This is a genomic window from Streptomyces durhamensis, from assembly GCF_000725475.1.
GTDB classification, from domain to species: domain Bacteria; phylum Actinomycetota; class Actinomycetes; order Streptomycetales; family Streptomycetaceae; genus Streptomyces; species Streptomyces filipinensis.
The window spans coordinates 16,780-33,728 of the sequence record NZ_JNXR01000035.1; the positions used below are offsets into that span (position 1 = coordinate 16,780).

Below are 16,949 nucleotides of genomic sequence, written 5' to 3' on the forward strand. Positions count from 1 at the left end.
GTGGCCCGGCAGCTCGACGAGCAGATAGCCGGGCGGTTCCCCGTCGGGCAGCGGCTGCGGGTGCTCGACGTCGGCATGGGCCAGGGCACGCAGGCGCTGCGGCTGGCCCGGCTCGGTCATCAGGTGACCGGGGTCGAGCAGGACGCGACGATGATCGCCGCCGCGCGTGAGGCGCTGGCCGGGCAGCCGGAGGGCATCCGCGAGCGGGTCCGGCTGGTGCAGGGCGACGGGCGGGACACCGGTGTGCACTTCCTGCCGGGCAGCTTCGACGTGGTGCTGTGCCACGGGGTGCTGATGTACGTGGAGGAGCCCGACCCGCTGGTGGCGGGGCTGGCCCGGGTGCTGGCGCCCGGCGGACTCCTCTCCCTGCTGGTCCGCAACGGCGACGCGCTCGCCATGCGGCCGGGTCTCGCCGGTGACTGGGCGGGCGCGCTGGCCGCCTTCGACACCACCGCCTACCGCAACCGTCTGGGCCTGGACGTACGGGCCGACCGGCTGTCGGCGCTCACCGCCACCCTCGCCGGGATCGCGGCCCCGCTGCACGCGTGGTACGGCGTCCGGGTCTTCACGGACACCGCGGCCGACGACGCGCGGATACCGGACGACCTGGAGACACTGCTGGCGGCGGAGGAGCGGGCGGGGCGCACGGACCCCTACCGCGGGATGGCCGCGCTGCTGCACCTGTGCGGTGTACGCGGCTGACGCCGTTCGGGGGAACAGCGCGGGCCGGGTGATCATCGCCCGGTGAGACTCGGGGCATGGACGCTTCCCTCGCCCGTGCCCTCCGGAAGGCCGTGTCCGCCGTCGCGCTCGCGTGCTGCGCGGCCCTCGCCGCCGGCTGCACCGGCTCCGCCGCCCCGGCCGGCCAGGACACCGCCGCGCCGACGCGTGCGGCGGTGCCGATGGCCGTGAGCGACCTGCAGGCCCAGTACCAGAAGGTCATCAGGGAGGTCCTGCCGTCGGTCGTGCAGATCCAGGCGAGTCACGGCCTGGGCTCGGGTGTGGTGTACGACGACAAGGGGCACATCGTCACCAACGCGCACGTGGTCCAGTCGGAGAAGACCTTCAAGGTGACGGCGGCCAACAGCGAGGAGCCGCTCACCGCGCGCCTGGTGTACTCCTACCCCGAGCAGGACCTGGCCGTGATCAAGCTGGACAAGGTGCCGGCCGGGCTGAAGGCGGCGGTGTTCGGGGACTCCGAGACGGTGGAGGTCGGCCAGATCGTGCTGGCCATGGGCTCGCCGCTCGGGCTGTCCTCCAGCGTGACCGAGGGCATCGTCTCGGCGACCGGGCGGACCGTCAGCGAGGGCAGCGCGGACGGGGGTACGGGCGCGACGATCGCGAACATGGTGCAGACCTCGGCCGCCATCAACCCCGGCAACAGCGGCGGTGCGCTGGTGAACCTGGCCGGGCAGGTCATCGGCATCCCGACGCTCGCCGCCGCCGACCCCGACCTCGGGGGCAGTGCGGCGCCGGGCATCGGGTTCGCCATCCCCGCGTCCATGGTGGGGACGGTCGCCGGCCAGATCGTCGAGAAGGGCAAGGTCGTGGACTCGGGGCGGGCCGCGCTCGGCATCAGCGCGCGGACGGTCGTCGACGACCGCTACCAGCCCGCCGGGGTGGCGGTGGTCACCGTCGCGAGCGGCGGCGCGGCCGACCGGGCGGGCCTGCGCCCGGGCGACATCATCACCGCACTGGGCAAGGCGCCCATCACCACCATCACCTCCCTCTCGGAGGCGCTGGCGGCGGACAGGCCGGGGCAGCGGACGACGGTGACGTTCCAGCGGGACGGCGCCGAGCGAACGGCGAAGGTGACGCTGGGCGAGCAGTGACGGGGCCACGGCCCGGGCGGTTCCCCGGGCCCTGGCCCTCCCCACCGCCGTACCGGGTTACGCCGCGTCGGCGTGCAGGCTCATCGGGCCGTAGATCTCGGTGTTCTCCTCGAACAGCCGTACCTGGTCGGCCCCGCCGTCCAGCAGCGCCTTCCAGTGCTCCCCGATCCAGGACTCGGCATCCCCCTGCGTGGTGAACTCCTCGGGCTGCACCGCGGGCTGGACCTCCGTCCCGTCGGCCTTCTCGAACCGCCACGTCCATGCCGTCATGTGGGCCTCCTTGTGATCCGACGCCTGCTGGAAGACTAGCCGGAAGCGCAAGACCTGATCAGACAGGCGAAAATCGATCCGTGGAAGTGACTCTGCTCGGTACCGGCGCCCCGGCCGGACTGCCCCGGCCCGACTGCCCCTGCGCCGCCTGCGCGACCGCGCTCGGCCCCGACACGCGGGCCGCCACCGCCGTGTTGGTGGACGGGGAGCTGCTGCTGGACCTGACGCCCGGCGCGGCGTTCGCGGCGGCGCGGGCCGGGCATTCGCTGGGCGGGGTGCGGCAGGTGCTGCTGTCCCATCCGCACGACGGGCCGGCGGTGGAGGTGCCGGCCGGGCTGCCGCAGCCCGGGCGGGTGCCGGACGGGCGGGAGTTGGCGCTGCTGACGGGACATCGGGTGCGGGCCGTGGCGATGGACGCGGGCGGCACCGGGTACGCGGTGACCGGGCGGGACGGGCAGCGGATGCTGTATCTGCCGCCGGGCGGGGCGCCGGCCGGTCTGACGGAGGCGACGGCGGAGTCGTACGACATGGTCCTCGCGGACGTCGTGGGCCGCCCGGACGCGCTGGCCCGGCTGCGGGCGGTCGGCTCCGTGGGGCCGGCCACCGATGTGATCGCCGTCCATCTCGACCATGACGTGCCGCCCGGCCCGGAGCTGCGGCGCCGGCTGGCGGCGGCCGGGGCGCGGGCGGTCGCCGACGGTACGACGCTGGCGGTCGGGGCGTACGAGGACGTGCCCGACGTGCCGCGCCGGACGCTGGTGCTGGGCGGGGCGCGTTCGGGCAAGTCGGTGGAGGCCGAGCGGCGTCTGGAGAGCTTCCCGGACGTGCTGTACGTGGCCACCGGCGGGGCCCGCGGCGGGGACGGCGAGTGGGCGCAGCGGGTGGCCGTGCACCGGGAGCGGCGACCGGGGTCGTGGCGTACGGCGGAGACGACGGATCTGGTGCCGCTGCTCGCCGAGGACGGGCCGCCGCTGCTGATCGACTGTCTGTCGCTGTGGCTGACGGACGTCATGGACTCCGTGGGCGCGTGGGACGACGCGGAGTGGGCGGGCGGGGGCGAGAGGTCCCTGCGGGAGCGGGTACGGGAGCTGGCGGACGCCGTGCGCCGTACCCGGCGGACCGTGGTCGCGGTCTCCAACGAGGTGGGGTCCGGGATCGTCCCGGCGACCGCGTCGGGACGGCGGTACCGGGACGAACTCGGGCGGCTGAACGCGGCGTTCGGGGCGGAGTGCGAGCAGGTGCTGCTGGTGGTGGCGGGGCAGGCCGTCGTGCTCCGGGGCTGAGCGGGTGCGCCTGCCCGCGCCCGCAGGGCGCCGCCGAAGGGGCGCGGGGAACCGGGCGGCCGGGCGCGACGCACACCCGCGGTCAGGCACGATCCTTGCGGGCCACGATCCGGTACGCGTTCGAGAACCTTGTGTGGCGGAGCAACGGCGCCAGGACGTGGTCCGCGGCCGCCGCCACGTCCAGCAACGGCGCCGCCGCCGTCCTCAGCAGGCAATGGCGCGCCGAGGCCAGGGCGACGGCGCCGGCGAGGTCGTAGGGGATGTGCGGCGCGCTGCGGTCCGTGACGAGGATCGTGCAGCCCAGGGACTCCAGCTCCGCGCGCAGGTTCGCCAGCGGCATCAGGTGCAGGTGGCGGGGCTGGCCGAAGGGCAGCCACCATCTGCCGAGCAGGGCGGCGAACGCGCTGCGCGGGTCGGCGACTTCCACGACGAGGTGGCCGCCGGGGCGCAGGACCGTCAGGGCCGCGCGGATTTCGGCGCGCGGGTCGGGCGCGTGCTCGACATGGCGGAACATGCTGACCACGTCGTAGCGGGCGCGCAGCCGGGCCGCCATCTGAGGGGTGGAGAGGTAGCCGCGGTGGGCCTCCTCGACCCGCTCCTCCAGCTGGGCCTGCTGCACCCGGGCCGTCGGGTCCAGGCCGTCGAAGCTCGTGTACGGGAAGAACTCCTTCGCCGCCTCGGGGAAGCGGGCGTGGCCCGTGCCCACGTCCAGCCAGCTCTCCGCCTCGGCCAGCGCCGACAGCTTGCGGGCGGTGTCGCGGTGCCGGCGCTGGACCGCGCGGGCGGACAGCACGCGGGCGGTGAACTCCTCCAGGTGGCGTTCGTAGACGTCCCGGTGGAAGAAGGCGAACCCCTCCGCGGTGAGCCGGGGATTCTGGAAGACGTGCGCGCAGTCGCGGCACTTGTCGACGACGAACCTGCCCGGCCGGTGCCGCAGGGGATCGCGCGCCCGCACCCGGGCGCGCAGCCGTCCGGAGCCGCACCAGGGGCAGTTCTCGCGGCGCGGTTCGAGGAAGGGGTCGGAGGACCGCTGGGGGTGCCCCTGCCGAGGGAGGGGCGTCGGTGTGGAAGGCGAGGTCGGCATGGGCGGCTCCCTGTGCGACATTCCGCTGCAAACCGGAACGTATGGGATCCTGATCTTGGGTGCAATGACGTCGGCGGGGTGTGGTGGCGATGTGGCACGGAAGCGTTCGTTCTCTGGCGGTACTGTTCGGCGAATGAGCAGGCTTAATCTGGACGACTTCACCGATCTGATCGAGCGCCCGGACGGGGGCGTGCGCCGTGACGCCGAGGCCCTGCGGGAGCGCCAGATCGTGCCGCCCGGGGCGCTGGGACGCCTCGACGAGCTGGGCGAGTGGCTGGCCGCCGCGCAGAGCGCGGTACCGGTCCGGACCGTGGAGCGGCCGCGGGTGATCCTCTTCGCCGGTGACCACGGGGTCGCCGAGCTGGGCGTCTCGGCGCGTCCCGCGGGCGGTGCGGAGCGGCTGGTGCGGGCGGTGCTGGAGGGCGCCAGCCCGGTGTCCGTGCTCGCGCGGCGGCAGGAGGTGCCCGTACGGATCGTGGACATGGCCCTGGACTGCGCGCCCGACACCTTCCCCCAGGACGTCGTACGGCACCGGGTGCGGCGCGGCAGCGGCCGTATCGACATCGAGGACGCGCTCACCCTGGAGGAGGCCGAGGCGGCGCTGCGCGCGGGCGTGGCCGTCGCCGACGAGGAGGCCGACTCGGGTACGGATCTGGTGGTGCTCGGCGACATCAGCGTGGGCGGGACCACGGCCGCGGCGGTGCTGATCGCCGCGCTGTGCGGGACCGACGCGTCGGTGGTGACCGGCCGGGGCGGGCTCGCGATCGACGACCTGGCGTGGATGCGCAAGTGTGCGGCGATCCGGGACGCGCTGCGGCGGGCACGGCCGGTGCTCGGCGACCAGCTGCAGCTGCTGGCGACCGTGGGCGGCGCGGACCTCGCGGCGATGACCGGCTTCCTGCTGCAGTGCGCGGTGCGGAAGCTGCCGGTGATCCTGGACGGCGTGGTGGCCGCCGCCTGCGCGCTGGTCGCGCAGCGGGTCGCCTTCCGGGCGCCGGACTGGTGGCTGGCCGGGCACGACAGCGGGGAGCCGGGGCAGGCGAAGGCGCTGGACCGGATGGCCCTGGAGCCGCTGCTGGCGCAGGGCGTGAAGGTCGGCGAGGGCGTCGGGGCGCTGCTGGCACTGCCGTTGGTCCGGGCCGCGGCGGCGCTGGCGGCGGAGCTTCCCGAGAAGGGCCCGGAGGAGGCTTCCGGGGAGGAGCCGGAGAAGGCTTCCGGGAAGGAGGAGCCGGGGGCGGCCTCCCAGGAGGAGCCGGGAGACGCGTCCGGGAAGGAGCCGGAAGACACCAAGGAGTAGGCGGGTTTCGGCCGGTCCGGACGGCCGGGCTCCACCGCCGCGACCGAGCACCCGTGCGGCGGAACGGAGTTGCCGGCCGGGTCGGCCGCGCGACAGCGCGCACGCCACAGAGTCCGGAAAAGTACGGTTGGCCCGGGCAGCACCCATATCATCCTGCCCCATGGGAGATGCCCGAATTGCGGTGCTGCAGCATGCCGAGCCGGGGCGCCCGGGCGAGGAGGGGCGGCGGTCCACCGGGGCCTCCCGGCGGGCCGCAGCCTTCGCCGTCTGGTATCTGCGGACCGTCGCCTTCATCAACTTCCTCAGCGCGGTCTGGGTCTCGCTCGGCCAGGACGTACGCCGCCACAACCAGGACGACTTCTTCACGCCGTACCTGCTGACGGCCGGCTTCGCCTCCGGCGTGTTCACCGCCTTCCTGGCGATCACCATGCGGCGCAGGAAGCGGGCCGCATGGATCCTCAACCTCGTGCTCAGCGGCTCCTTCCTGGCCCTGTTCGCGCTCGCCATGGCGTTCCCGGACATCCGGCGGTACGCGCAGAACTGGATCTCGCTGGTCCTCACGGCCGCGTTCGTCGCCGCGCTGCTCGTGGGCCGCCGGGAGTTCTACGCCAGGGGCGACCGGTCCAACCCGCGGCTGGCCGCGACCGTCGCCGTCGGCGGCGGGCTCGCGGCCAGCCTGCTCGCCGGGGTGCTGGTGACCGTCACCAACCAGGCGCCGGACGCGGCCCGTTCGACCTTTCCGGAGCGCTGGCACTACGGCACCCTGCGCCTGGTGTCGGTGGCCGCCGAGGAGTCCCGCTTCCAGGGGATCGACCCGCCGAACTGGGCCAACGTCGCCGTCAACGTGCTCAGCACGGCCCTCGTCCTCGCCGTGCTCTACGCCGCCTTCCGCTCCCGGCGCGCCGTCGACCCGCTGACCGAGGACGACGAGAAGCGGCTGCGGGCGCTGCTGGAGCGGCACGGCGAGCGGGACTCGCTGGGCTACTTCGCGCTGCGCCGGGAGAAGAGCGTGGTGTGGTCGCCGACCGGGAAGGCGGCCGTCGCCTACCGGGTGGTCGGCGGGGTGAGCCTGGCCTCCGGTGATCCGCTCGGGGATCCCGAGGCGTGGCCGGGCGCGATCGGGCCGTGGCTGGCCGAGGCACGGGCGCACGGGTGGATCCCGGCCGTGATGGGGGCGGGCGAGGAGGCGGGCACGGTCTACGCCCGGCACGGGCTCGACGCCCTGGAGCTCGGTGACGAGGCGATCGTGGAGGTCGCCGACTTCACGCTGGAGGGCCGGGCGATGCGGACGGTCCGGCAGGCGCACAACCGGGTCGGGCGGGCCGGGTACGAGGTGCGGATCCGGCGCCACGAGGACATCCCGGCGGACGAGATGGCGTATCTCGTCGAGCGCGCGGACGACTGGCGGGACGGGGCGACCGAGCGCGGGTTCAGCATGGCGCTGGGCCGGCTCGGGGACCCCGCGGACGGGCGGTGCGTGCTGCTGGAGTGCACCGACGCCGGGGGCCGGCTGCGCGCGCTGCTGTCCTTCGTGCCGTGGGGCCCGCACGGGCTGTCCCTGGACCTGATGCGCCGCGACCGGCACGCCGAGAACGGGCTGATGGAGTTCATGGTCCTCGAACTGCTGCGGCGGGCCCGCGAGATCGAGATCACGCAGGTGTCACTCAACTTCGCGATGTTCCGTTCGGTCTTCGAACGTGGCGCGCGCCTCGGTGCTGGACCGGTGCTGAGGCTGTGGCGGTCGCTGCTCAGCTTCTTCTCGCGCTGGTGGCAGATCGAGTCGCTGTACCGCGCCAACGCAAAGTACCGGCCCATCTGGGAGCCGCGGTTCCTGCTCTTCGAGAAGAGCGCGGACCTGCTGCGCATCGGCCTCGCGTCGGCCCGCGCGGAGGGCTTCCTGGAGGCGCCGGGGCTGCCCAAGTGGCTGCACCGCAGGCACCTGGGCACGCGCAGATGACCACACGGGGGATGAGGAACGGTTGATGAGAACGCTCGCCCGCTGGGCCCGTGAGGAGTGGGGCCTGCTGTACGTCACCGCGCGGGAGGCCCTGCTGAAGCGACGGCTGCGGGCGATCCCGATGACCGCCGGGGCGGTGTGTCTGACGGCCTTGCTCCAGTACGTGCAGAACCAGCCGTGGGGCTACCAGTTCGTGCAGAACGCGGGCGCGGTACGGGCCGAGGACCCGCTGTGGCTGGCCCTGCTGCGCACCCCCCTGTCGCTGTTCGTGCCGGCGCTGGATCTGCCGGTGTGGGGTGCGCTGGCGCAGATCCTGCTGGTGTTCGGGATCGCCGAGGTGTGCATCGGCTGGTGGCGGACGCTGGTCCTCGCGTACGTCGCCACGGTCGCCGGGACGCTGTACGCGCGTATCGGCATCACGCTCGGCGCACACGCCCCGTTCGGGCTGCCGTGGACGGACGCGCAGGTGGTGGACACCGGTCCGTCGGCGGCCGTGGTGGGGCTCGCCGTGTTCGTGAGCTGGCGGTACGGCGCCTACCTCACGGCGGGCGCGGTGACCCTGGCGATGGTGGTCGAGGTGCTGCTCAAGGAGAACCTGGCGGGCAAGGAGCATCTGGCCGCGCTGATGGCCGTGGGGCTGCTGTGCCTCGCGGTGGCGCTGCGGCACCGCCGCGGGCACGGCCTGCGGCGCGCCGGCGACCGCGTGCTGCGGCGCGGTCAGCGGCCGCCGGGCAGCCGGGCCGGGCGCGGGTCGGGCTTGCCGCCGATCCAGTCCTGAACGACGCGGCGCGGCGCGGCCCAGCGGCGGTCGTGGCGGTAGGCGCGCAGGACGGCCCTGGCGCGGGCGCGGGGCCGGTTGCCGTAGAAGCGGCGGGCCCACGGGGAGCCGGGGCGGGCGAGCCGGACCGCGCCGACGAGCGCGACCAGCGGCACGATCGCCCCGAAGACCGCGACGCGCACCTTGCCCTTGCTCAGGGCGACGAGCGCGAAGAGGAAGTTCATGGCGATGGTGCTGAGGGCGCCGCCGCGGTCCTGCAGCTCCTGCCGGGTCAGGTCGTTGACGCCGAAGGGGGCGAACCCGGCGAGCAGCAGCCCGACGAGCGCGGCGGTGAGCACGACGGCCTCGACGCTCTTGCGGCCCTCCTCGGTCCAGTAGACGTCGTCCAGGTGCAGGATCAGCGCGAACTCGTCCAGCACCAGGCCGGCCCCCATCCCGAACAGGACGGCGGCGACGACCCCGCCCGTCCCGTGCCGGTCGCTGGCCACCGCGCCGAATCCGCCGACCAAGGTGAGGACGACGCCGGGGACGACGTGGTGGATGTGCACTCCGCCTGCCTTGACGTCGCCGAAGGGGCCCTTGCCGGTCCGGATCAGCCGGGTGATCACCCGGGTGATCACGAAGGTCAGCAGGAAGGCGGCGAGGGCGAGCAGCAGCGGGAGTTTGCCCGGTTCGACGATGTTCCGTTCCCACCAGTGCCCCATATGCGCACCTTATCCCTGGGTACGAACGGCGGCTCCAGGACCGCCGGGTAACCTTCGCCGGTGCTCAAGTCCTCCCCTCTCGACGGCCTCCGCTTCGCCTTCGGCACCCTCACCGTGCTGCCCGTCCGGGTGCGCCGCTGGGACCGGGGGGCCGCACGCGGCGGCATGCTGGGCGCGCCCGTCGCCGGGCTGGCCGTGGGCGCCTGCGCCGCCGGACTCGGGCTGCTGCTCCTCCTCCTGGGCGCCGGCCCGCTGCCCGCCGCCGTCGCCTCGGTCGCCGTACCCGCCGCCCTGACCCGCGGTCTGCACCTCGACGGTCTCGCCGACACCGCCGACGGCCTGGGCAGCGGCAAACCCGCGGAGGACGCGCTGCGGATCATGAAGCAGTCGGACATCGGCCCGTTCGGCGTGATCACCCTGGTCCTGACGCTGCTGGCCCAGGTCGCCGTACTGGCACAGCTGTACGGCGACTCGTGGGCCCGGGGTGCCGCGGCGGCCGTGACCTCGGCGGTCACCGCCCGGCTCGCCCTCACCTCGGCCGCCCGCACCGGCGTGCCGGCCGCCCGCCCGGAAGGGCTGGGGGCGGCGGTGGCGGGGGTCGTACCGGTGGCGGGGGCGGGGGCCGTGGCGGCGGCGGTCACGCTCGGTTCGGCCGCCTGGGGCTGGACTTTCGGCCCGTACGGCGCCCTGCGCGCGGCGGCCGCGGTACCGCTGGCCCTGGCGGCGGCCGAACTCCTGCTGCGCCGCTGCGTGAACCGCTTCGGCGGAGTCACCGGGGACGTCTTCGGCGCGCTGGAGGAGACGGCCGCGACGGCCTCGCTCGTGGTCCTGGCGCTGGGCGGCTGAAAGCGCGCCAGCGCCTCCCCCGGCGGCGCTAAGCTCTTGGCCCGTACACGGACAAGAAAGCATGATCGGGGGAACTCCGTGTTGAAGCTGCGCCGCACCCTGGCCTGGTCCATAGACTTCGCACTGATCGTCGCGGCGGCCACGCTGCTCGCCGTCCTCACCTTCCACAGAGTCAGCGCACTGGTGACCGACGTACCGGAACTGGCCACGAAGGGCGGTCTCGACCTCGTCACCTCGCGCGGTGACGTCATCGGCGCCTCCGAACACCTCGGGCTGTCCCTGTGGGACAAGGTGGTGCTGGACGTCGAGGAGGCCTTCGGCGCCCTCGTCGTCGTCACCTTCCTCTACCAGTGGGCCTGCCTCACCTGGCTCGGCCGCACCCTCGGCAAGGGCCTGCTCGGCCTGCGCGTCACCCCGCGGCTGTCCCGGCACGCCCTGCGCCGCGCCGCCGTCACCACCGCCGCCGACGTCGCGGTGTACGCGCTGGCCTGTGTGCTGCTGATCGAGGGTCACTTCGCGCTCTCGGTGCTGGTGTGGGCGGTCGCGGTGGTGCTGCTCCTGGTCAACGCGCTGACCGTGCTCTTCCCCGGCCGCCGCTCCCTCGCCGACCGGCTGGCCGGCACCTCGGTGGAGGGCGCGTTCCGGCGCGCGGGGTCCGTCCCGATGGAACGCGTGCCCCTGGGCTGAGCGCCGGCACGCGCCGGACTATGGCTCGTTCCCCGGCCCGGAGGAGCCAGAAGTGGCCACGACGCCACACGCGGGTGAACACCCGAAGGAATGAGCGAACGCGCTCACGCGCGTAGTCTCGTCCCGGGTGTTCGCCGACAGGGTGAAGGCCCCGGTTGCCACCTGCGCCCAGGCATGGACCTAGGGTCGGCTCTCGGGCCCGGTCGACCCACCCCACTTCGGCCACAGCAACTTCACATCGGAAGCGAGATTTCACCACCGTGACTGCTCTGACTCTCAGCACCGCCGCGGCGCCAGGCCTGCGGGCCGACGCGATCGTGATCGGTGTCGCCAAGGGCGCTGGACCCAGGTCTGGGGACCTCGTCGTAGCGCCGGGCGCCGAGGCCGTGGACAAGGCGTACGACGGCAAGCTGGCCGGCGTCCTGGAGACCCTCGGCGCCTCGGGTGCCGAGGGCGAGCTGACGAAGCTGCCCGCTCCGGCCGGCTTCAAGGCACCGCTCGTGGTGGCGGTCGGCCTGGGCACGGAGCCCGACCCCAAGGACGCCGACGCCGGCTACGACACCGAGGCGCTGCGCAAGGCCGCCGGTGTGGCGGCCCGGGCGCTGGCCGGTTCGAAGAAGGCCGCGTTCGCCCTGCCCGTCGACGGCGCGGGCGCCCTCGGCGCGATCGCCGAGGGCGTGCTGCTCGGCGCGTACTCCTTCGACGTCTACAAGGAGAACGGCCAGGCGAAGAACGGCGCCAGGGCCAAGAACGGCAAGGCGCCGCTGGCCGAGGCCTCGCTGCTCGGCGGCAAGCCCCGCGACGCCGCCCACAAGGGGGCCGTCGCCCGCGCCGTCGCGGTCACCGAGGAGCTGAACCGCGCCCGCGACCTGATCAACACCCCGCCGAACGACCTCACCCCCGCGATCTTCGCCGGCATCGCGCAGGCCGCGGCCAAGGAGCACGGCATCAAGGTGCAGGTGCTCGACGACAAGGCCCTGGTCAAGGGCGGCTACGGCGGCATCCTCGGCGTCGGCGGCGGCTCGGCGGCCACCCCGCGCCTGGTGAAGCTGTCGTACACCCACCCGAAGGCGGAGAAGCACCTCGCGTACGTCGGCAAGGGCATCACCTACGACTCGGGCGGCATCTCGCTGAAGCCGGCCGGGCACAACGAGACGATGAAGTGCGACATGAGCGGTGCCGCCGCCGTGTTCGCCGCCGTCGTCGCCGCCGCGCGGCTCGGCCTGGAGGTCAACGTCACCGGCTGGCTGGCGCTGGCCGAGAACATGCCGTCCGGCTCCGCGGTGCGCCCGGGTGACGTGCTGCGCATGTACAGCGGCAAGACCGTCGAGGTCCTCAACACCGACGCCGAGGGCCGGCTGGTCCTCGCCGACGCGCTGTGGGCGGCCTCGCTGGAGAACCCGGACGCGATCGTGGACGTCGCCACGCTGACCGGCGCGATGATGCTGGCGCTCGGCAGCCGGACGTTCGGCGTCATGGCCAACGACGACGCGTTCCGCTCCGCGGTGCACGAGGCGGCGGAGGAGGTCGGCGAGCCGGCCTGGCCGATGCCGCTGCCGGAGCACCTGCGCAAGGGCATGGAGTCCCAGGTCGCCGACATCGCGAACATGGGTGAGCGGATGGGCGGCGGCCTGGTCGCCGGGCTCTTCCTGCGCGAGTTCGTGGGCGAGGACATCACGTGGGCGCACCTGGACATCGCCGGCCCGGCGTTCAACGAGGGCGGTCCGTTCGGGTACACGCCCAAGGGCGGCACGGGTTCTGCGGTACGGACGCTGGTCCGGCTGGCGGAGCTCACGGCCGCGGGTGACCTGGGCTGACGTTCGCCTACCGGCTCGGGTCGCCTCGCTTGTGCGGCGACCGCGGGGGCGTGGGGGCTGGTCGCGCAGTTCCCCACGCCCCTGGACCGGCTGCCCCGAGCCCCCTTTTCACGTGAGCGTGGGGTGTCTCACACTCCAGCCCGGCGTCTCGTCCGCCTCGAACAAGTGCAAAGATGGAGCCCGGCAGGACAGGGCCCCACCGAAGGGCCGAAGCATCAAGCGGCCGGACACCAGCCGCCCGCCGGTCATCGAAGACCGGCGCAAGGCGCACATGCATGGAGGACGTGACGTGGCGAACGACGCCAGCACCGTTTTCGACCTAGTGATCCTCGGCGGTGGTAGCGGTGGTTACGCCGCGGCCCTGCGCGGGGCGCAGCTGGGCCTGGACGTCGCCCTGATCGAGAAGGACAAGGTCGGCGGCACCTGCCTGCACCGGGGTTGCATCCCCACCAAGGCCCTGCTGCACGCGGGCGAGATCGCCGACCAGGCTCGCGAGAGCGAGCAGTTCGGCGTGAAGGCGACCTTCGAGGGCATCGACGTCCCGGCCGTCCACAAGTACAAGGACGACGTGATCTCGGGCTTGTACAAGGGTCTCCAGGGCCTCGTCGCCTCCCGGAAGGTGACGTACATCGAGGGCGAGGGGCGCCTGTCCTCCCCCACCTCCGTCGACGTCAACGGCCGGCGCGTCCAGGGCCGCCACGTCCTGCTGGCGACCGGCTCCGTGCCGAAGTCGCTGCCGGGCCTGGAGATCGACGGCAACCGGATCATCTCCTCCGACCACGCCCTCGTCCTGGACCGCGTGCCGAAGTCCGCGATCATCCTGGGCGGCGGTGTCATCGGCGTCGAGTTCGCCTCGGCGTGGAAGTCCTTCGGGGCCGACGTCACGGTCATCGAGGGCCTGAAGCACCTCGTCCCGGTCGAGGACGAGAACTCTTCGAAGCTTCTTGAGCGCGCGTTCCGCAAGCGCGGCATCAAGTTCAACCTCGGCACCTTCTTCCAGAAGGCCGAGTACACCCAGGACGGCGTGAAGGTCACCCTGGCGGACGGCAAGGAGTTCGAGGCCGAGGTCCTCCTCGTCGCCGTCGGCCGCGGCCCGGTCTCGCAGGGCCTGGGCTACGAGGAGGCCGGGGTCGCCATGGACCGCGGTTACGTCCTCGTCGACGAGTACATGCGCACCAACGTCCCGACCATCTCCGCGGTCGGTGACCTCGTCCCGACGCTCCAGCTCGCGCACGTCGGCTTCGCCGAGGGCATCCTGGTGGCGGAGCGTCTGGCCGGTCTGAAGACCGTCCCGATCGACTACGACGGTGTCCCGCGGGTGACGTACTGCCACCCGGAGGTCGCCTCCGTCGGCATCACCGAGGCCAAGGCCAAGGAGATCTACGGCGCGGACAAGGTCGTCGCTCTGAAGTACAACCTGGCGGGCAACGGCAAGAGCAAGATCCTGAAGACCGCGGGCGAGATCAAGCTCGTCCAGGTCAAGGACGGTGCCGTGGTCGGCGTCCACATGGTCGGCGACCGCATGGGCGAGCAGGTCGGCGAGGCCCAGCTGATCTACAACTGGGAAGCGCTGCCGGCCGAGGTCGCCCAGCTCATCCACGCCCACCCGACGCAGAACGAGGCGCTCGGCGAGGCGCACCTGGCGCTGGCCGGCAAGCCGCTGCACTCCCACGACTGAGCCTTCGGTCTACGGGCGCGACGACACAGACTTCCGCAATTCGTTAGGAGCAACCGAAACCATGGCGGTTTCCGTAACCCTTCCGGCGCTCGGTGAGAGCGTCACCGAGGGCACTGTCACCCGCTGGCTGAAGGCCGAGGGCGAGCGCGTCGAGGCCGACGAGCCGCTGCTCGAGGTGTCGACCGACAAGGTCGACACCGAGATCCCCTCGCCGGCCGCAGGTGTGCTGGCCTCCATCAAGGTCGCCGAGGACGAGACGGTCGAGGTCGGCGCCGAGCTGGCCGTCATCGACGACGGCACCGGCGCCCCCGCGGCCGCCCCGGCCCCCGCCGCTGCCGAGGCTCCGGCTCCGGCCGCCGAGCCCGCCCCGGCCCCGGTCGCTGAGGCCCCGGCCGCCCCCGCCCCGGCCCCCGCCGCCGCTCCGGCTGCCCCGGCCGGTGGCGCCCAGGGCACGGACGTGGTCCTGCCCGCGCTCGGTGAGTCCGTCACCGAGGGCACCGTCACCCGCTGGCTGAAGTCGGTCGGTGACTCCGTCGAGGCCGACGAGCCGCTGCTCGAGGTCTCCACGGACAAGGTCGACACCGAGATCCCGGCGCCCGCCTCCGGCGTGCTGCTGGAGATCGTGGTGAACGAGGACGAGACCGCCGAGGTCGGCGCCAAGCTCGCCGTCATCGGCGCCCCGGGGGCCGCCCCGGCCCCCGCCCCGGCTCCGGCCGCCCGGCCCCCCGCCGCCGCTGCCCCGGCCGCTCCGGCTCCGGCTCCGGCAGGGCACCGGCGTCGGCGGCCGTATCCGCAAGCAGGACGTCATCGCCGCCGCCGAGGCCGCGAAGGCCGCCGCGGCCGCCCCGGCTCCGGCCGCTGCCGCCGCCCCCGCCGCGAAGAAGGCCCCCGCCCTGGAGGCCTCCCCGCTGCGCGGCCAGACCGTCAAGATGCCCCGCATCCGCAAGGTCATCGGCGACAACATGGTCAAGGCGCTGCACGAGCAGGCCCAGCTGTCGTCGGTCGTCGAGGTCGACGTCACCCGCCTGATGCGTCTGCGCGCCCAGGCCAAGGACTCCTTCGCCGCGCGCGAGGGCGTCAAGCTCTCCCCGATGCCGTTCTTCGTGAAGGCGGCGGCCCAGGCGCTGAAGGCCCACCCGGTCATCAACGCCAAGATCAACGAGGCCGAGGGCACGATCACCTACTTCGACTCCGAGAACATCGGTATCGCGGTGGACTCGGAGAAGGGCCTGATGACCCCGGTCATCAAGGGCGCCGGCGACCTCAACATCGCCGGTATCGCCAAGGCCACGGCCGACCTGGCGGGCAAGGTCCGCGCCAACAAGATCACCCCGGACGAGCTGTCCGGCGCCACCTTCACCATCTCCAACACCGGTTCGCGCGGTGCCCTGTTCGACACGATCATCGTGCCGCCGGGCCAGGTCGCGATCCTCGGCATCGGTGCCACGGTCAAGCGTCCGGCCGTCATCGAGACCGCGGAGGGCACGGTCATCGGCGTCCGCGACATGACCTACCTGACCCTCTCCTACGACCACCGTCTGGTCGACGGCGCCGACGCGGCCCGTTACCTGACGGCGGTCAAGGCGATCCTGGAGGCGGGCGAGTTCGAGGTCGAGCTCGGTCTCTGACCTGGCGGCCTTCGGGCCGAGGATCTCAACGAAGTCGATCCGGGGCTCTGACACCCCTGGTCGGGTGGTACGGCGCCCCGTCCGGAGCTTCTCCGGGCGGGGCGTTTCGTGTTTGTCGGCACACGGTGCGTGTAAGGCTCGTCTCACCTGCGCGAAAGCGCCCCCAGACTTTCCACCCCCGGAGCGAACCCGCCGTATTGTCTAAACGTCAGCCCTCCCTAAGGAGCCCTCATGACCGCGCCCGTCGTCCACTCGCTGCGCGAGCAGATCCGCGAGCACATCGTGGAAGGAATCGTCAGCGGGCGCTGGCAGCCGGGTGAGCGCATCGTGGAGCGGCGGATCGCCACCGAGTTGGAGGTCAGCCAGACCCCCGTGCGCGAGGCCCTGCGCGAGCTGGAGTCGCTGCGTCTGATCGAGTCGGCCCCCAACAAGGGCGTCCGCGTCCGCAATCTGACCGCGGCGGACCTGGAGGAGAGCTACCCCGTCCGGGCCGGGCTGGAGGCCATCGCGGCGGAACTCGCGGCGGAGCGCCTCGCCGTGGACTGCTCGGCGCTGGAGCCGCATGTGGCGGCGCTCTACGACGCCGACCGCCAGGCCGACGGCACCGCCCAGGTCCGCCACACGGTCGGCTTCCACCGGGAACTGGTCCGCGCCGCGGACAACTCGGTGCTGCTGCACACCTGGGAGGGGCTGGGCATCGAGGTGTTCACGGCCCTGTCCATCCGCTGGCTGGGCACGGTGCAGCAGTCGTACGCCGAGGAGCACGAGGAGCTGGTGCAGGCGTTCAAGCGCCGGGATCCGCGGATCGCGGAGCTGGTCAAGGCACATGTCCTGGGGTGCGCCCCGCGGCCTTGATCGCACCCGAGCATCCCCCCGCTCACCTGCGAAAACAAGGCCATTCGGCGTCACCCGGTGCCACCCTCGAAGGCACCGCGTGCCGACTTTCTCCAAATCAAGAGGTTTTCCCCCTCAACCCTTTGATCGATCATCGATCAGGGAGTTACAGTCGCCGACGGACTTCCACCGAAGTCCAGCCCTGTCCTGCCAAAGACCTAGGGCACCCCCGAACCCTTACCGATGAGGGAACC

General features: G+C 73.1%; 14 protein-coding genes and 1 pseudogene. 12 read left to right on the plus strand and 3 right to left on the minus strand.

What is annotated here, in order from left to right; all coding sequences use genetic code 11:
* Positions 1 to 702: a class I SAM-dependent methyltransferase gene (locus tag IO33_RS0136230; RefSeq protein ID WP_031173073.1), complete on the plus strand. Its 702-nt coding sequence runs from the start codon at positions 1 to 3 to the stop codon at positions 700 to 702.
* Between the two features lie 56 nt (positions 703 to 758).
* The gene (locus tag IO33_RS0136235) at positions 759 to 1,832 is read left to right on the plus strand and encodes a S1C family serine protease (protein WP_031173075.1); all 1,074 of its coding nucleotides are present in this window, start codon (positions 759 to 761) and stop codon (positions 1,830 to 1,832) included.
* Between the two features lie 57 nt (positions 1,833 to 1,889).
* On the opposite strand, the gene IO33_RS0136240 is transcribed toward IO33_RS0136235, so the two are convergent.
* On the minus strand, positions 1,890 to 2,102 hold the full coding sequence (locus IO33_RS0136240) for a hypothetical protein (protein ID WP_031173077.1): 213 nt from the start codon (positions 2,100 to 2,102) through the stop codon (positions 1,890 to 1,892).
* Positions 2,103 to 2,182: 80 nt separating this feature from the next.
* Here IO33_RS0136240 and IO33_RS0136245 point away from each other — a divergent pair, with 80 nt between their 5' ends.
* A complete protein-coding gene (locus IO33_RS0136245) occupies positions 2,183 to 3,385 on the plus strand; it encodes a bifunctional adenosylcobinamide kinase/adenosylcobinamide-phosphate guanylyltransferase (RefSeq protein WP_031173079.1) in 1,203 nt (400 codons plus the stop codon).
* A gap of 82 nt (positions 3,386 to 3,467) precedes the next feature.
* Here IO33_RS0136245 and IO33_RS0136250 read toward each other — a convergent pair whose 3' ends face one another.
* Positions 3,468 to 4,469 carry a methyltransferase domain-containing protein gene (locus IO33_RS0136250; RefSeq protein WP_031173081.1) on the minus strand — a complete coding sequence of 334 codons (1,002 nt, stop codon included), beginning with the start codon at positions 4,467 to 4,469 and terminating at the stop codon, positions 3,468 to 3,470.
* 133 nt (positions 4,470 to 4,602) lie between these two features.
* Here IO33_RS0136250 and cobT point away from each other — a divergent pair, with 133 nt between their 5' ends.
* From cobT to IO33_RS51855, 3 genes are all read left to right on the plus strand, one after another.
* A complete protein-coding gene (gene cobT / locus IO33_RS0136255) occupies positions 4,603 to 5,766 on the plus strand; it encodes a nicotinate-nucleotide--dimethylbenzimidazole phosphoribosyltransferase (RefSeq protein WP_037686871.1) in 1,164 nt (387 codons plus the stop codon).
* A 160-nt stretch (positions 5,767 to 5,926) separates the two neighbouring features.
* Entirely contained in the window at positions 5,927 to 7,723 is a 1,797-nt protein-coding gene (locus IO33_RS0136260; RefSeq protein WP_031173084.1) for a phosphatidylglycerol lysyltransferase domain-containing protein, read from the plus strand.
* Between the two features lie 25 nt (positions 7,724 to 7,748).
* Entirely contained in the window at positions 7,749 to 8,501 is a 753-nt protein-coding gene (locus tag IO33_RS51855) for a hypothetical protein (RefSeq protein ID WP_031173086.1), read from the plus strand.
* On the opposite strand, the gene IO33_RS0136270 is transcribed toward IO33_RS51855, so the two are convergent.
* Entirely contained in the window at positions 8,441 to 9,205 is a 765-nt protein-coding gene (locus IO33_RS0136270) for a hypothetical protein (RefSeq protein ID WP_031173087.1), read from the minus strand. The two genes, IO33_RS51855 and IO33_RS0136270, sit on opposite strands and share 61 nt — an antisense overlap.
* A 60-nt stretch (positions 9,206 to 9,265) precedes the next feature.
* On the opposite strand from IO33_RS0136270, the gene IO33_RS0136275 reads away from it, so the two are divergent.
* The 6 genes and pseudogenes from IO33_RS0136275 (at position 9,266) to IO33_RS0136300 (ending at position 16,716) form a co-directional block, all read left to right on the plus strand.
* On the plus strand, positions 9,266 to 10,051 hold the full coding sequence (locus IO33_RS0136275) for an adenosylcobinamide-GDP ribazoletransferase (protein ID WP_031173089.1): 786 nt from the start codon (positions 9,266 to 9,268) through the stop codon (positions 10,049 to 10,051).
* 78 nt (positions 10,052 to 10,129) lie between these two features.
* Positions 10,130 to 10,738, plus strand: coding sequence for an RDD family protein (locus IO33_RS0136280; RefSeq protein WP_245235963.1), 609 nt, complete (start codon positions 10,130 to 10,132; stop codon positions 10,736 to 10,738).
* A gap of 260 nt (positions 10,739 to 10,998) precedes the next feature.
* On the plus strand, positions 10,999 to 12,555 hold the full coding sequence (locus IO33_RS0136285) for a leucyl aminopeptidase (RefSeq protein ID WP_031173094.1): 1,557 nt from the start codon (positions 10,999 to 11,001) through the stop codon (positions 12,553 to 12,555).
* 289 nt (positions 12,556 to 12,844) lie between these two features.
* The gene (lpdA, locus tag IO33_RS0136290; protein ID WP_031173096.1) at positions 12,845 to 14,233 is read left to right on the plus strand and encodes a dihydrolipoyl dehydrogenase; all 1,389 of its coding nucleotides are present in this window, start codon (positions 12,845 to 12,847) and stop codon (positions 14,231 to 14,233) included.
* Positions 14,234 to 14,294: 61 nt separating this feature from the next.
* Positions 14,295 to 15,861: pseudogene (locus tag IO33_RS44775) on the plus strand (2-oxo acid dehydrogenase subunit E2).
* Positions 15,862 to 16,092: 231 nt separating this feature from the next.
* A complete protein-coding gene (locus IO33_RS0136300) occupies positions 16,093 to 16,716 on the plus strand; it encodes a GntR family transcriptional regulator (RefSeq protein WP_031173098.1) in 624 nt (207 codons plus the stop codon).
* The last annotated feature ends 233 nt before the right edge of the window (positions 16,717 to 16,949 follow it).

What these genes read in the sequence shown, in the direction of transcription:
- IO33_RS0136235 (WP_031173075.1), top strand. Translation starts at nt 759, where the DNA reads ATGGACGCTTCCCTCGCCCGTGCCCTCCGGAAGGCCGTGTCCGCCGTC.
- IO33_RS0136240 (WP_031173077.1), bottom strand. Translation starts at nt 2,102, where the DNA reads ATGACGGCATGGACGTGGCGGTTCGAGAAGGCCGACGGGACGGAGGTC.
- IO33_RS0136250 (WP_031173081.1), bottom strand. Translation starts at nt 4,469, where the DNA reads ATGCCGACCTCGCCTTCCACACCGACGCCCCTCCCTCGGCAGGGGCAC.
- cobT (WP_037686871.1), top strand. Translation starts at nt 4,603, where the DNA reads ATGAGCAGGCTTAATCTGGACGACTTCACCGATCTGATCGAGCGCCCG.
- IO33_RS0136260 (WP_031173084.1), top strand. Translation starts at nt 5,927, where the DNA reads ATGGGAGATGCCCGAATTGCGGTGCTGCAGCATGCCGAGCCGGGGCGC.
- IO33_RS51855 (WP_031173086.1), top strand. Translation starts at nt 7,749, where the DNA reads ATGAGAACGCTCGCCCGCTGGGCCCGTGAGGAGTGGGGCCTGCTGTAC.
- IO33_RS0136270 (WP_031173087.1), bottom strand. Translation starts at nt 9,205, where the DNA reads ATGGGGCACTGGTGGGAACGGAACATCGTCGAACCGGGCAAACTCCCG.
- IO33_RS0136300 (WP_031173098.1), top strand. Translation starts at nt 16,093, where the DNA reads ATGACCGCGCCCGTCGTCCACTCGCTGCGCGAGCAGATCCGCGAGCAC.